The organism is Bradyrhizobium sp. CCBAU 53351, assembly GCF_015291745.1.
Classification (GTDB): domain Bacteria; phylum Pseudomonadota; class Alphaproteobacteria; order Rhizobiales; family Xanthobacteraceae; genus Bradyrhizobium.
On sequence record NZ_CP030059.1, the window covers coordinates 1,065,056 to 1,078,453 of the forward strand.

A 13,398-nucleotide genomic window follows, 5' to 3' on the forward strand; every position below is an offset into this window, starting at 1 on the left:
CTATCTCAACTCCTCCGCCAGGTAGTCGACCAGGGCCCGTATCTTGCTGGAAGGACGTGGGCCACCCGGGAAGACGGCATGCACGGCGAGCGGCGAGGCCTTGTAGCCTTTCAACAACGGGACCAGCGCGCCCGACTTGATCTCGGGGGCGGCCATCACCGACGTTGCCATCGAAATGCCGAGCCCCGCCAGGGCGCAGGCGAACACGCCCGGACCCGAGTCGGTGTGGATGCGGCCGCGCACGTCCACCGACGTTTCCGCGCCGTTGCGCGTGAACACCCAACTCGCCCGGCCGGAATGACCGGGTCCGAAGATGCAATCATGTGAAGCGAGATCGGCCGGCGTTTTCGGCGTGCCGCGCGCGGCGAGATAGGACGGGGACGCCACCAGGAGACGCTGCAAGGTTTCGAGCTTGCGTGCGCCGAACGCGGAATCGTCGAGTTCGCCGAGGCGGATGGCGAGGTCGGCGCCTTCGGCAACGAGATTCTGGCGTTCGTCGACCACCGACAGCTCGACGTGGAGTAACGGATGCATCGCCAGGAATTTCCGCAGATGCGGAATGATCTGCCGCATGCCGTACATGATGGGCATTGCGATGCGGATGGTCCCGCGCAGCGAGTCGATTCCGCGCGCCGCGTCCTCGGCGTCCTCGATGTCGGCGAGGACCTCACGCGCGCGCGTGAGGAAGAGCGCCCCGGCGTCGGTCACGGTGATGCGGCGCGTGGTCCGGAGCAGCAGCTTGACGTCGAGCCGCGCCTCCAATTCGCTGATGATGCGGGACACCGAAGGCTGAGACAGGCCAAGTTCGCGGGCAGCCTTGGAAAAACTGCCGCATTCGGCGGCCCGGACGAACACCGCCATTTCCTGAAGCCGATCACTCATTTGTATTCCAAATAAATCTTCTGCGTCCGAGCGGTATACCCTCGCGCTGCCGAATAATCCAGATAGGGCCGGCCAACAGCAATCGATGGAGTTTCGCCATGGCCCTGCAAGACAAGCTCGATGCCTTCAAAGCCGATTTCGAAGGCGGCCGCCTGCCGCTCAAGCCCAGCCGCGAGGTGCTCGACATCATGCACCGCGCGACCGCCGAGCTGATCGCGAGCGGTCAGGTGCAGCGCGCAAAAAAGGCCGGTGATGCCGCGCCGGATTTCACCCTGAAAGACCACGAGGGCAAGCAGGTCGCCTTGCGCGAGCTGCTCGCCAAGGGACCGCTGGTCGTGTCGTTCTATCGCGGCGCCTGGTGTCCTTATTGCAATCTCGAGCTCCAGGCGCTGCAGGAGGCGCTGCCGGAGATCGTCGCCCGCGGTGCCAGCCTGGTTGCGATCTCGCCGCAGACTGCGCCGAACAGCCGGAAATCGGAGCGCGACAACAAGCTGTCGTTCCCGATTCTGAGCGACGTCAGGAGTGCGGTCGCGGAGGCCTTCGGCGTTCGCTTCGCGCTGCCGGCTGAGCTCGTCGCGCTCTACAAAGCGTTCAAGAATGACCTGCCGACGTTCAACGACGATCCGGCCTGGGTGCTGCCGATGCCGGCGCGTTACGTCATCGGCCGCGACGGAATCATCGCCTATGCGGAGGTGAATCCCGACTACACGCGCCGTCCTGATCCGTCGGAACTGTTGCCGGTGCTGGATCGCCTGCGGGCCGGCAAGGCGGCTTGAGACTTGCGACGTGACCGCCCCGCGCGCCGAGGCGCGCGGGGTGGTCGGATTCCTGCGTGAAGCGCTACCGCTGGCGTGCGATCAATCCGTCGACCATCGCGCGCACGAGGCCCGCGATCTCCTCGCGCAGCGCCGGCAGCGGCACGGCGACCAGCTTCTGCTCCAGTCCCAGCGCGACCATGCCATGCACTGCCGAGAACAGGCTGCGAGCCGTGATGCCGAGCTCTTCGCGGTTGCGCTTTGGAAACAGCATGGCCAGCGGCTGGTAGATGTGGCGGAACAGTTGCAACTGGTCCTGGACCGACCAGTCGGGGACGGTCTTGTCGGCGTCCATGCGGTGCTCGAACAGCGCGCGCCAGAGCTGGAGATTCTCGGCCGCGAAATCGCAATAGGCGATGGCGATGCGGACCAGCGTCTCCTGCGGGGATGGCTCGCCGGCGCTGACCGCGGCACTGAGTGCCCCATCGAGCCGGAGCAGCGTGCGCGAGCCCACACGCAGGATCAGCTCGTCCATGTCAGCCACGAGATTGTAGACCGCGCCATTGGCGCAGCCGATCTCGCGGGCGAGATCGCGGGTTTTCAGGCCGGGCAAGCCACGGTCGGCGATCATCCGCTCCGCCGCCAGGATCAGAGATGATCGAAATTTCTCTCGTCGTTCCAGTACCTTAGACATCAATGCAAAATTCTTTGAGCGTCGCTCAAAATATTCTTGAACGATGTTCAAGTTTGCTGCTACAAACGGTTTGTGAGCAACGCTCATAACAGGGAGCAGCAGATGTTCAAGACCGTCGTGACACTTTTCCGCGGTAGCGTCGCCGCCGCCGGCGAGGAGCTGGAGGACCGGACGGCCCTCCTCATTCTCGACCAGCAGATGCGCGATGCGGCCGCCGCCGTCGAGCGCAGCAAGCGAACGCTGGCGCTGGCGATTGCGCAGGACCAGCAGGAGGGCCGCAAGCTGGACGCGACAATTGCCCGCATTACCGATCTCGAAACCCGCGCGGTTGCGGCGCTCGACGGCGGTCGTGAGGATCTCGCCAAGGAGGCCGCCGAAGCCATCGCCGGCCTGGAGGCCGACCGCGATGCCGCGATGACGGCCCGTGCGCTGTTCGCGACCGAGATCGCCCGCCTGAAGCGGCATGTTGCCAACGCGCAGGCCCGCATCACCGAGCTCGATCGCGGCCGCCGTCTGGCCCGCGCTTCGGAAGCCGTGCGCTCGCTTCGCCGCAGCGGCATCGAGGCGGCGCGTCCCTACGAATCCACGCTGCCGGAGGCCGAGAGCACGTTGCGGCGTCTGCGCGATCGGCAGATGGAAGCCCAGGCCGCCGACGATGCGCTGGTCGAGCTCGATGCGGCCACAGGTCCCATCGCGACCGCCGAGAGGCTCGCCGAGCAGGGCTTTGGCCCGCGGCTGAAAACCACGGCGGACGATGTGCTCGCGCGGCTGAAATCCAGGCGCGCGCCGGCAGCCTGATCCAACCCCCATCATCATCGCAGCAACACAGGAGACCATCATGAACCAGAACGGCCAGCCCCACAGCAGCGCCTGGGTGACCTTCACCTATGCGTCCTTCGCAGCCTCCGCCTTCCTCGTCGCCATCGGCGTCTTCTTCCTGCCGATCGATTTCTGGATGAAAGGCTATCTCACCATGGGTATCGTCATGCTGATCCAGACCTGCATCACCCTGACCAAGACCGTGCGAGACAATCACGAGAGCAGCCGGCTGGTGAACCGCATCGAGGACGCGAAGGCCGAGCGGCTGTTGATGGAGGTTTCCAAGGCCGCGTAAGCGGAGCGCCTGATCCTGACGACGCGCAAGAGAGCCGCGGAGCAGCGCCCCGCGGCTTTCGGCGTCATCGATCCGCATCCCGCATTGTGCTCCGGCTGCAGGTGCGATATGGCTCGCGCGCTTTCCAGAGGCGGAGACGAGCTTTGTCGAAACAATCGCTGCGTGAGGAGGCCGAGCGCCTGATCCGCGAATCCATGGAAAAGAAGTCCATCGTCGTCAAGCAGGGCACGACCCGCATCGAGGCCGTCTGCGGCAAGTGCGGCGCGCCGAACCGGGTGCAGGCGGAGAAGGGCCAGAGCCGGGTCAAGTTCGCCTGCAAGAATTGCGGGCACCAGCAGGAGACGCTGTAGGCTTGTTCCCTCTCCCACAAGGGAGAGGGAGGGCGGTCACTCCCCCTCCACAAACCTCTTGAACGCATCCGCGTAATCCGGATGCCAGCGTGACAGCGGCGGGCGGTTCTCGACGATGTCGCCGGCGGCCCACAGCATGCGCTTCTCGTCGAGCGCGCGTGGCACGTCGTTGTCCGGGCACAGGATGTAGAAATCGCCGGCCTCCAGCCGCGCCAGCATGAAATCGACCGTCTGTTCCGGCGTCCAGGCGCCGGCCGGCTTTTCGGTGCGGCCCTTCGCGGTGAGGCCGGTGAACACGAAGCCGGGGATCAGCAGGTGCGCCGTGATGCGACAGTCCTTCGTGTTGCGCAGCTCATGCTGGAGCGCCTCGGTGAACGCTTTCACGCCGGCCTTGGAGACATTGTAGGCGGGATCGCCGGGCGGCGTGGTGATGCCCTGCTTCGAGCCGGTGTTGATGATGAGGCCGCGCCTGCCGCGCGCGATCATGCCCGGCGCGAAGATGCGCGAGCCGTTGATGATGCCCCACATGTTGACGCCGATGATGCGCTGCCAATGGTCGGGCTCGCCGAACAATGTGCTGCCTGGCTGGATGCCGGCATTGTTCATCAGGATATCGGTGCCGCCGAACCGCTCGCGCACCGCGCCCTCCAGTTCCGTCACGCTCTCGGCGCTGCTGACATCGACGGCGAAGGTCATCACATCTGCGGCAGTGGTGACGGATGACAGTCTTGCTGCAGCTTCTGCCAACCGGGGCTCGTCGACATCGACGATACACAGCTTCATTCCCGCGCGCGCAAAAGCGACGGCAGCGGCAAATCCGATGCCGGACGCGCCGCCGGTGATCACAGCAACATTGTCTTTGACGATGGCGGGATGGGGCATGGTGCGTCTCCGCAAGAGGGATTTGCGCGAGCTATAACATGGCGGCTGCGCGACCCTGCACAAGCCGGCATGGGAGGTCTTCGTTCCGCGCTGCCTTTACGCCTATCCGGCACCGCGGTATCCTTCGACGCAACGATCCCGCCCAGATCGAACCAATCAATCATTTGACAGGGAGTGCAGCCATGGCTGTGTCGCAGGCTATTCCGATCACGCGCCATCCGTTCGCCAACGGGTCCTACAAGCAGATGCTGATCGACGGGAAATGGGTCGATGCGGCCTCGGGCAAGCGCTTCGAGACGCGCAATCCCGCAACGGGCGAGCTGCTCGCAACCGTCGCCGAGGGTGACAAGGAAGACATCGATCGTGCGGTCGCTGCCGCCCGCCGTGCCTTCGAAGGCCCCTGGAGCAAGGTCAAGCCGTTCGAGCGGCAGAACCTGCTCCTCAAGCTTGCCGACCTCGTCGAGAAGAATTTTGACGAATTGTCGCAGCTCGACACGCTCGACATGGGCGCGCCGCTCAGCCGCACCCGTGCCTATCGTCTGCGCGCCGTCGGCATGCTGCGTTATTATGCCGGCCAAACCACCGCGATCCACGGCGAGACCATCGAGAATTCGCTGCCGGGCGAAATCTTCTCCTATACGCTGAAGGAGCCGATCGGCGTCGTCGGCGCCATCATTCCCTGGAACGGCCCGCTGACCGCGACGATCTGGAAGATCGGTCCCGCGATCGCGACCGGCTGCACCGTGGTGCTCAAGCCTGCGGAAGAAGCGCCACTGACCTCGCTGCGCATCGCCGAGCTGGCGATGGAAGCCGGCATTCCGCCGGGCGTCGTCAACGTTGTCCCCGGCTATGGCGAGACCGCGGGTGCCGCGCTCGCCTCGCATCATGACGTCGACAAGGTCGCCTTCACGGGCTCGCACGTCACGGGCCAGTCGATCATCCGCGCCTCCGCCGGCAATCTCAAGCGCGTCTCGCTGGAGTTGGGTGGCAAATCACCGGACATCGTGTTTGCCGACGCCGATCTCGATGCCGCCGTGCCCGGCGCGGCGATGGCGGTGTTCGCCAATTCCGGGCAGATCTGCAGCGCTGGCACGCGTCTGTTCGTCGAGCAGGCGATCTACGAGGAGTTCGTCGGTCGCGTCGCCGAGTTTGGCAAGAAGCTGCAGGTCGGCAACGGTCTCGATCCCAACGTGCAGATCGGCCCGCTGGTCTCCGAGCAGCAGCTCGAGCGCGTCACCGGTTATCTCGACATCGGCCAGAAGGAAGGCGCACGCGCTCTCGCCGGCGGCGGCCGGGTGACTGAAGGCGCGCTTTCGAAAGGCTTCTTCGTCTCGCCGACGGTGTTCGCGGGCGTCCAGGACAACATGCGCATCGCGCAGGAGGAGATCTTTGGTCCCGTCATCTCCGCGATCGCGTTCAAGGACATGGACGAGCTGGTCAAGCGCGCCAACAACACCACCTTTGGGCTCGGTTCCGGCCTGTGGACGCGCGACGTCAGCAAGGCGCATGCGGTTGCAAAGTCGCTGCGCGCAGGTTCAGTGTGGGTGAACTGCTACCAGGCGATGGACCCGGCCGTGCCGTTCGGCGGCTACAAGATGAGCGGCTACGGCCGCGAGTCCGGCAAGCAGCATGTCGAGGAATATCTCAACGTGAAGGCGGTCTGGATCAAGACGGCGTAAGGGCGCGCTCTCGCGTTCCGCGAGGGAGAATATCTGCTTGGGGGCGGTACCTTTTCCGGTGCCGCCCCTCGCACTATGATCTGCATTCTTTCATACACATCCGGGGCCAGCATGAAATTCGAAGCGTTGTTTAAGCCGTTGCAGGTCGGTCCTTACAAGCTTGCGCATCGCGTCGCGATGGCGCCGTTGACCCGCATGCGGGCTGAGCGCGAGAGCTTTTCGCCGCGGCCGCTCAACGCCGAATATTATGCCCAGCGCGCAACGCCCGGCGGCCTGCTCATTGCCGAAGCCTCGCCGGTGCTGTCGCACGGCCGCGGCAACCCGGCGACTCCAGGCATCTATTCGCAGGGGCAGATCGACGGCTGGCGCAAGGTGGTCGAGGCGGTGCACGCTAAGGGCGGCATCATCTTCCTCCAGCTCTGGCATGTCGGCCGCGTCTCGCATTCCTCGTTCCATGGCGGCGAGCTGCCGGTTTCGGCTTCGGCGATCCCGATCAAGGCGGCCGGGATGAAGGCGATGACCGCCGACGGCAAGATCTCGGACTACGAGACGCCGCGCGCGCTGGAAACCGAGGAGGTCAAGGGGATTGTCGAGGCCTTCAGGCAAGGCGCGAAGAACGCGCTCGCCGCCGGTTTCGACGGTGTCGAGATCCACGGCGCCAACGGCTATTTGCTCGAGCAGTTCCTGCAGTCGCGCAGCAACCAGCGCACCGATCAATATGGCGGTTCGATCGAGAATCGCGCGCGGCTCTTGCTCGAAGTCACGCAGGCCGCGATCGACGTCTGCGGCGCGAACCGCGTCGCGGTGCGGCTGTCGCCCCACGGCATCGCCAATGATTCCGGCGAGCCCGATCCGATGCCGCTCTATACCCATGTGGTGAAGGCGCTCGACAAGCTTGGCCTCGCTTATCTGCATTTCATCGAGCCGCGCTCGAGCGGCGCCGGCCGAGCCGACGTCCATTGGGAGAACGTGCCGTCGGCCATGGTGCTATTCCGACCGCTCTACAGCGGCGTGCTGATGACCGCCGGCGGCTTTACCGGCGAGACCGCGAATGCCGCGATTGCCGAAGGCCATGCGGACATCATCGCGTTCGGCCGCATCTTCATCTCCAATCCCGATCTGCCGCGGCGCCTCGCGCACGGCTACCCGATCACGCCGTACAACCGCGCGACGTTCTATGGCGGCGAGGAGAAGGGGTATACGGACTACCCTGTTTATGACGAGCTGACGCCGGCCTGACCAATCATTCCTGGGTAATGCGAAGCGTCGAGCCCGGAATCCATCTCACGTCCTGGCTTGCTGTTCGATGGATTCCGGGCTCGCGACGTCGTCGTGCCCCGGAATGACAAGCGTATATCGCGTACATGACGACGGAGAGACGTCCATGGCCAAAGCCGCCGCCGCAGGGATCGCCACCGGCCGATGTCTCTGCGGCAAGGTCAGCTTCGAGATCGACATCCCCGCGCGCTGGGCTTGGCACGATCATTCCGCCGCGAGCCGCCGTGCCCATGGCGCGGCGTATGCGACCTATGTCGGTAGCTGGAAGAAGCGCTTTCGCATCACGTCAGGGAAAACGGCGCTGACGCGCTACGAGGACAAGGCGACCAAGACTACCCGCAGCTTCTGCTCGCATTGCGGCACGCCGATCGCCTATGAGCGTCCGCGCGGGCCGCATATGGTCAACATCCCCCGTGCTCTGTTCAGAGAACGTACCGGCCGGCAGCCGCTCTATCACATAGGGATCGAAGAGCTGCAGGAATGGGCCTATACCGGCGAGCCGCTGGTGCCGCTGAAGGGCTTTCCGGGCGTGGTCTGGCAGCGCTCGAAAAAGAAGAAGCGCGCGGGCGGCGAGGATCCGTTCGAGCTGGGGCGCGAGGAGATGTAGCGCGAGCCGCGTTCAGTTCTCGTGCCCCGGACGCAGCGCAGCGCCTCCCGGCGATGCACAGCATCGTCCGGCGCGGTGATGCGCTGCTGAGCCGGGGCCCATGCGTCGGCGAATTCGGTGCGAATCTGGGTCCCGGCTCTGCGCCGCACCGCTGCGCGCTGCGTCGCGTCCGGGACACGAGAGCGCAGTTTGCCGCTCCCACGCAACGCAGCCATGACCGCTCTTCCTTGCGCGCCCCGCGAAAATTCGGCCATCATGCCTTCCGTCCTTGCGGCAACGTCCGCTCCTGGAGGAAACATGAAGAACAAGATCACCGGCCGCTCCGCCTTTCTCGCGCTGCTCAAGGACGAAGGCATCACGCATCTGTTCGGCAATCCCGGCACCACCGAGCTGCCGATCATGCATGCGCTGAAGGACCATCCCGACCTCACCTATGTGATGGCGATGCAGGAGAGCCTGGTGGTCGCAATTGCCGATGGCTACAGCCGGGCCTCCGGCAAACTCGTCGCCTGCAACGTCCATGTCGCGCCCGGGCTCGGCAATGCCATGGGCTCACTCTACAACGCCCAATTCACGGGCACGCCGATGATCCTCACCGCGGGACAACAGGAGCAGGGCCACGGCCTGATGGAGCCGGTGCTGTATGGCCCGCTGGTGCGCATGGCCGAGCCGCTGGTGAAATGGGCGGTCGAGGTGACGCGGCTGGAGGATCTGCCGCGCATCGTGCGCCGCGCCGCCAAGGTGGCGATGACGCCGCCGACCGGCCCGGTGTTCATCTCGCTGCCCGGCGACATTCTCAACAGCGAGGCCGGCATCGACCTCGGCCGCTCCACCCGCATCGATGCGCGCGTCAAGCCGTCGGACGAAGCGCTGAAAGCCTTTGCCGCGCGGCTGCTGAAGGCCGAGCGCCCCGTCATCGTCACCATGGACGAGGTGGTGAAGAGCGACGCGCTCAAGGAGGCGGCCGAACTCGCCGAGCTGCTCGGCGCTGCCGCCTACCAGTCCTCGACGCCCTACGGCTCGCACTTCCTCTCGGAGAGCCCGAGCTTCGTTGGCACGCTCGCGCGCGTGCAGAAGGTCGCGCGCGATACGCTGGCGCCTTACGACCTGCTGATCGCGCTCGGCGGCGATCCGCTGCGGATGTCGGTCTACAGCGAGGTCGATGCGCTGCCGGACGGGCTCGGCATCGTGCAGGTCGGCCTCGTCGATTGGGAGATCGCCAAGAATTACGGCGCCGAGATCGCGCTGAAGGCGGACCTGAAGGAGACGCTGCGCGCGCTGATCCCGGTGCTGAAGGAGATGGGCGGCGCGACGCTCACGGGCCGCGCCAAGCAGCGTCTCGCCGAGCTCGCGCCGAAGAACTGGAGCGCCCGCCGCGCAGGGCTGGTCGAGCAGATCGGCAAGAGCGCGGGCCGCGCGCCGATTGATCCCGACTATCTCGTGCTGCAGATGGTCGAGGCCATGCCGGAGAATGCCATCCTGGTCGACGAAGGCCTCACCTCGAGCCGCCAGGTCACGGCGCTGCGGCCGCATCGCGACCGCTTCGGCTATCACGGCCTTGCCTCCGGCGGCATCGGCTGGGGCCTGCCGGCCTCCGTCGGCGCCAGCATCGCCAACCCGGATCGCCCCGTGGTGTGCTTCTCCGGCGACGGCAGCGCGATGTATTCGATCCAGTCGCTGTGGACGGCGGCGCATCACAAGCTGCCGCTCAACGTCGTCATCGCCAACAATGGCGGCTACCGCATCATCAAGCAGCGCCTGCTGGCCTTTCACGGCGACGACAATTATGTCGGCATGGATTTCGTCGATCCGCCCGTGGATTTCGCCGGTGTGGCGAAGGCGCTCGGCTGCGAGGCGATCAGGATCAGCGACCCCCGTGAGCTGAAGGCGACTTTGGCCTCGGCGTTTGGCCGGCCGGGGACGAAGCTGATCGAGGTGATGGTGGACGGGAAGGTGTAGCCACTCTGCTCCGCTGTCGTCCCGGCGCCCGTGCGCAATTGCGTACGAGGCCGGGACGATGTCGAGGGTGTGCGACGCCGGGGACCTACCCCTTCTTCCCCACCCGATATCCCGCCGCCGGATGCGGTGCATCGAGCCTCGCGCGGCCGCCGAACAGTTTTTCCCGCAACGTGCCCTTTGCATACTCGGACTTGTACCTTCTGCGCCGCGTCAGCTCCGGCACCAGCATGTCGGCGATGTCCTCGAAATCGCCGGGCGAGATCGCAAACGCAACGTTGAGGCCGTCGACGTCGGTCTTCTCGAACCAGTCCTCGATCTTGTCGGCGACGCTTTCGGGCGTGCCGACCACGACCGGACCGGCGCCGCCGATGCCGACATGCTCGATGACGTCGCGCACGGTCCAGACGCGGTCCGGATCGCCCCGCGTGACGTTGTCGAGGGCGCTGCGGCCGGCATCGTTCTGCACGTGACGCACCTGCTGGTCGAGCTCGTAGCCGGAGAAATCGATGCCGGTCCATCCCGACATCAGGGCGAGCGCGCCTTCCGGATTGATGTGCGAGCGGTAGTCGGCATATTTCGCCTCAGCTTCAGCCTCGGTATTGCCGAGGATGATCGTCATCATGTTGAACATCAAAATCTCCGCCGGGTTGCGGCCGAGTGCGGCGGCTTCCTGGCGGATCGCGGCGACGCGCGGCGCGATGATCTTGGTCGACGGTCCCGACATGAAGACGCATTCGGCGTGCTTGGCCGCGAACTGCCGGCCGCGCGGCGAGGTGCCGGCCTGGTACAGCACCGGCGTGCGCTGCGGCGAGGGCTCGCTGAGATGGATGGTGTTGTTGATGCGGTAGTTCGCACTCTCATGATTGATGCGGTGAACCTTGCTCGGATCGGTGAAGATGCCGCGCTTGCGGTCGCGCAGCACGGCGTCGTCCTCCCAGCTGCCTTCCCAGAGCTTGTAGACGACCTCCATATATTCGTCGGCGATGTCGTAGCGGTCGTCGTGTCCGGTCTGCTTGTCCTTGCCGGCGCCGCGCGCGGCACTGTCGAGATAGCCGGTGACGACGTTCCAGCCGATCCGCCCTTCAGTGAGGTGATCGAGCGTCGACATTCGCCGCGCGAACGGATAGGGCGGCTCGAACGACAGATTGCTGGTGACGCCGAAGCCGAGATTTTGCGTGACGGCCGCCATTGCCGAGAGCAGCAGCAGCGGCTCGTTTGACGGCGTCTGTGCCGCGTTGCGCAAGGCCGCGTCAGGGCTGTTGCCATAGACGTCGTAGACCCCGAGCACGTCGGCGAGGAACAGGCCGTCGAAACGGCCGCGCTCCAGCGTCTTGGCGAGATCGATCCAGTAGGGCAGGCGATTATATTCGGCGGTGCGGTCGCGCGGATGGGTCCAGAGGCCGGGTGACTGGTGCGCGACACAATTCATCGCAAATGCGTTGAGTCTGATCTCTTTGGCCATGCTGGCTCCCCGGCGCCCTGTACTGAGCGCTCTTCGAATGGTAGATGTGCGCCTCGAACTTGACGCCCAACTTGATGTCCTACTTGGCGAAGTTCTTGCATATCGCTTGCGCTTGGCAAGGCCAAAATCAGCGGCGCTGCTGCGCTTGGCAAGCCAATCCCGGGGGTGCAAGGACGAAATCCCAAGAGAAGTGCAAGGGAAGTGCAAGAGAACGACAAGAGAAGTACAAGCCAACCGCAAGAACTGTCCAAGCCCCCGCCACTTTCGAAGGCCAACCCGTGTCGGGTAAGGTCCTTTCTCTCAACGTCTCGAAAAGCAAGTCATGACCAGAGCCGACGCCATCGCCCGCGCCCGTGAGGATTTTACATCCGGCGCCTTCCTCGCCGAGCTCGACCGCCGCGTCGCCTTCAAGACCGAGAGCCAGAATCCGTCACGCGGCCCCGAGTTGCGTGCCTATCTGGAACAGGAGATGCAGCCGGCTTTCGCCGCGCTCGACTTCATCAGCCGCATCGTCGAATCCCCGAGCGGCAAGGCGCCGTTCCTGTTCGCCGAGCATCACGAGAGCGCCTCAGTGCCCACCGTGCTGGTCTATGGCCATGGCGACGTCGTCGATGGGATGGAAGGCGAGTGGCGCGACGGCCGCGATCCCTGGCGCACCACGGTTTCGGGTACGCGCCTTTATGGCCGCGGGACCGCCGACAACAAGGGTCAGCACAGCATCAACATGGCGGCACTCCGCGCGGTGCGCGATGCCCGCGGCGGCAAGCTCGGCTTCAATGCCAAATTCATCGTGGAGATGGGCGAGGAGATCGGCTCGCCCGATCTCGGCAAGGTCTGCGATCTCAACCGCGACGCGCTCAAGGCCGATCTGTTCATGGCCTCCGACGGGCCGCGCCTGTCCGCGGAACGTCCGACATTGTTCTTGGGCTGCCGCGGCGGCATCCGTATCCATCTGGATGTGAATTTGCGCGACGGCGGTCACCATTCCGGCAATTGGGGCGGCGTGCTGGCCAATCCCGCGACCATTCTGGTCAATGCGATCTCCACGCTGGTCGACGGTCACGGCCGCCTCCAGCTCGACGCCCTGAAGCCGCCGCGCCTCACCAACCAGATCCGCTCCTATCTCGCCGACGTGCAGGTGTTGCCGAGTGCGGACGAGCCCGCGCTGGCCGAGAATTGGGGCGAGGAAGGTCTTTCGGCCGCAGAACGGCTCTATGCCTGGAATACGCTGGAAGTGCTGGCGATGTCGTCGGGCAATATCGAGAAGCCGGCCAACGCCATTCCAGGCCACGCCAACGCCGTGCTGCAACTGCGTTTCGTGGTCGGCACCAAGATCGATGGCCTGATCGACGCGATCCGCGCCTATCTGGTCGAACGCGGCTTTCCGATGGTCGAGGTGCGGGCGGCGCAGAGCTTTGCTGCATCGCGCACCGATTTCGACAGTCCCTGGATCAAATGGGCGGCGGATTCGGTGAAAGAGACCACCGGCAAGACGCCCGCGGTGCTGCCGAATTTCGGCGGCTCGCTGCCCAACGACGTATTTTCCGAGATCCTGGGCCTGCCGACGATCTGGGTCCCGCACTCCTATCCCGGCTGTTCCCAGCATGCGCCCAATGAGCACATCCTGCTGCCTCTGACCGAGGAGGCCTTGACGGTGATGGCCGGGCTGTTCTGGGATCTCGGCCAGTTGCCAGGACCCCTGGCAAAACCCCGCTAAACTGAGCCGTTAACTTGAG

The 13,398-nt window shown here is 65.1% G+C and carries 13 protein-coding genes; 9 read left to right on the forward strand and 4 right to left on the reverse strand.

All coding sequences use genetic code 11. The features are described 5' to 3' along the window. Window positions 1-882, reverse strand: a complete 882-nt coding sequence (locus tag XH83_RS05085) for a LysR family transcriptional regulator (protein ID WP_194405961.1) — start codon at window positions 880-882, stop codon at window positions 1-3. A gap of 98 nt (window positions 883-980) precedes the next feature. Here XH83_RS05085 and XH83_RS05090 point away from each other — a divergent pair, with 98 nt between their 5' ends. Continuing rightward, on the forward strand, window positions 981-1,658 hold the full coding sequence (locus XH83_RS05090; RefSeq protein WP_194405962.1) for a peroxiredoxin-like family protein: 678 nt from the start codon (window positions 981-983) through the stop codon (window positions 1,656-1,658). 64 nt (window positions 1,659-1,722) lie between these two features. On the opposite strand, the gene XH83_RS05095 is transcribed toward XH83_RS05090, so the two are convergent. After that, a complete protein-coding gene (locus XH83_RS05095) occupies window positions 1,723-2,331 on the reverse strand; it encodes a TetR/AcrR family transcriptional regulator (protein ID WP_194405963.1) in 609 nt (202 codons plus the stop codon). A gap of 102 nt (window positions 2,332-2,433) precedes the next feature. On the opposite strand from XH83_RS05095, the gene XH83_RS05100 reads away from it, so the two are divergent. From XH83_RS05100 to XH83_RS05110, 3 genes are all read left to right on the forward strand, one after another. Continuing rightward, window positions 2,434-3,129, forward strand: coding sequence for a PspA/IM30 family protein (locus XH83_RS05100; protein WP_194405964.1), 696 nt, complete (start codon window positions 2,434-2,436; stop codon window positions 3,127-3,129). Window positions 3,130-3,169: 40 nt separating this feature from the next. Next, on the forward strand, window positions 3,170-3,445 hold the full coding sequence (locus XH83_RS05105) for a YiaA/YiaB family inner membrane protein (protein ID WP_063197515.1): 276 nt from the start codon (window positions 3,170-3,172) through the stop codon (window positions 3,443-3,445). A 143-nt stretch (window positions 3,446-3,588) separates the two neighbouring features. Continuing rightward, window positions 3,589-3,795, forward strand: a complete 207-nt coding sequence (locus XH83_RS05110) for a hypothetical protein (protein WP_028134265.1) — start codon at window positions 3,589-3,591, stop codon at window positions 3,793-3,795. A gap of 36 nt (window positions 3,796-3,831) precedes the next feature. Here the strand turns inward: XH83_RS05110 and XH83_RS05115 are convergent, their stop codons facing one another. Beyond that, the gene (locus XH83_RS05115) at window positions 3,832-4,677 is read right to left on the reverse strand and encodes an SDR family NAD(P)-dependent oxidoreductase (RefSeq protein ID WP_194405965.1); all 846 of its coding nucleotides are present in this window, start codon (window positions 4,675-4,677) and stop codon (window positions 3,832-3,834) included. Window positions 4,678-4,859: 182 nt separating this feature from the next. Here XH83_RS05115 and XH83_RS05120 point away from each other — a divergent pair, with 182 nt between their 5' ends. From XH83_RS05120 to XH83_RS05135, 4 genes are all read left to right on the forward strand, one after another. Beyond that, window positions 4,860-6,356, forward strand: coding sequence for an aldehyde dehydrogenase family protein (locus tag XH83_RS05120; RefSeq protein ID WP_194405966.1), 1,497 nt, complete (start codon window positions 4,860-4,862; stop codon window positions 6,354-6,356). Window positions 6,357-6,467: 111 nt separating this feature from the next. Then, a complete protein-coding gene (locus XH83_RS05125) occupies window positions 6,468-7,595 on the forward strand; it encodes an alkene reductase (protein WP_194405967.1) in 1,128 nt (375 codons plus the stop codon). Between the two features lie 145 nt (window positions 7,596-7,740). Then, a complete protein-coding gene (locus XH83_RS05130; protein ID WP_194405968.1) occupies window positions 7,741-8,241 on the forward strand; it encodes a GFA family protein in 501 nt (166 codons plus the stop codon). A gap of 297 nt (window positions 8,242-8,538) precedes the next feature. Further along, window positions 8,539-10,200, forward strand: a complete 1,662-nt coding sequence (locus tag XH83_RS05135) for a thiamine pyrophosphate-binding protein (RefSeq protein ID WP_194405969.1) — start codon at window positions 8,539-8,541, stop codon at window positions 10,198-10,200. Between the two features lie 85 nt (window positions 10,201-10,285). Here XH83_RS05135 and XH83_RS05140 read toward each other — a convergent pair whose 3' ends face one another. Further along, window positions 10,286-11,662, reverse strand: coding sequence for an LLM class flavin-dependent oxidoreductase (locus XH83_RS05140; RefSeq protein WP_194405970.1), 1,377 nt, complete (start codon window positions 11,660-11,662; stop codon window positions 10,286-10,288). A 322-nt stretch (window positions 11,663-11,984) separates the two neighbouring features. On the opposite strand from XH83_RS05140, the gene XH83_RS05145 reads away from it, so the two are divergent. Then, window positions 11,985-13,379 (forward strand): M20 family metallopeptidase, encoded by a 1,395-nt coding sequence (locus XH83_RS05145; RefSeq protein ID WP_194405971.1) that lies wholly within the window; start codon window positions 11,985-11,987, stop codon window positions 13,377-13,379. Window positions 13,380-13,398: the final 19 nt, after the last annotated feature.

What these genes read in the sequence shown, in the direction of transcription:
- XH83_RS05085 (WP_194405961.1), bottom strand. Translation starts at nt 882, where the DNA reads ATGAGTGATCGGCTTCAGGAAATGGCGGTGTTCGTCCGGGCCGCCGAA.
- XH83_RS05090 (WP_194405962.1), top strand. Translation starts at nt 981, where the DNA reads ATGGCCCTGCAAGACAAGCTCGATGCCTTCAAAGCCGATTTCGAAGGC.
- XH83_RS05095 (WP_194405963.1), bottom strand. Translation starts at nt 2,331, where the DNA reads ATGTCTAAGGTACTGGAACGACGAGAGAAATTTCGATCATCTCTGATC.
- XH83_RS05100 (WP_194405964.1), top strand. Translation starts at nt 2,434, where the DNA reads ATGTTCAAGACCGTCGTGACACTTTTCCGCGGTAGCGTCGCCGCCGCC.
- XH83_RS05105 (WP_063197515.1), top strand. Translation starts at nt 3,170, where the DNA reads ATGAACCAGAACGGCCAGCCCCACAGCAGCGCCTGGGTGACCTTCACC.
- XH83_RS05115 (WP_194405965.1), bottom strand. Translation starts at nt 4,677, where the DNA reads ATGCCCCATCCCGCCATCGTCAAAGACAATGTTGCTGTGATCACCGGC.
- XH83_RS05120 (WP_194405966.1), top strand. Translation starts at nt 4,860, where the DNA reads ATGGCTGTGTCGCAGGCTATTCCGATCACGCGCCATCCGTTCGCCAAC.
- XH83_RS05125 (WP_194405967.1), top strand. Translation starts at nt 6,468, where the DNA reads ATGAAATTCGAAGCGTTGTTTAAGCCGTTGCAGGTCGGTCCTTACAAG.
- XH83_RS05130 (WP_194405968.1), top strand. Translation starts at nt 7,741, where the DNA reads ATGGCCAAAGCCGCCGCCGCAGGGATCGCCACCGGCCGATGTCTCTGC.
- XH83_RS05135 (WP_194405969.1), top strand. Translation starts at nt 8,539, where the DNA reads ATGAAGAACAAGATCACCGGCCGCTCCGCCTTTCTCGCGCTGCTCAAG.
- XH83_RS05140 (WP_194405970.1), bottom strand. Translation starts at nt 11,662, where the DNA reads ATGGCCAAAGAGATCAGACTCAACGCATTTGCGATGAATTGTGTCGCG.
- XH83_RS05145 (WP_194405971.1), top strand. Translation starts at nt 11,985, where the DNA reads ATGACCAGAGCCGACGCCATCGCCCGCGCCCGTGAGGATTTTACATCC.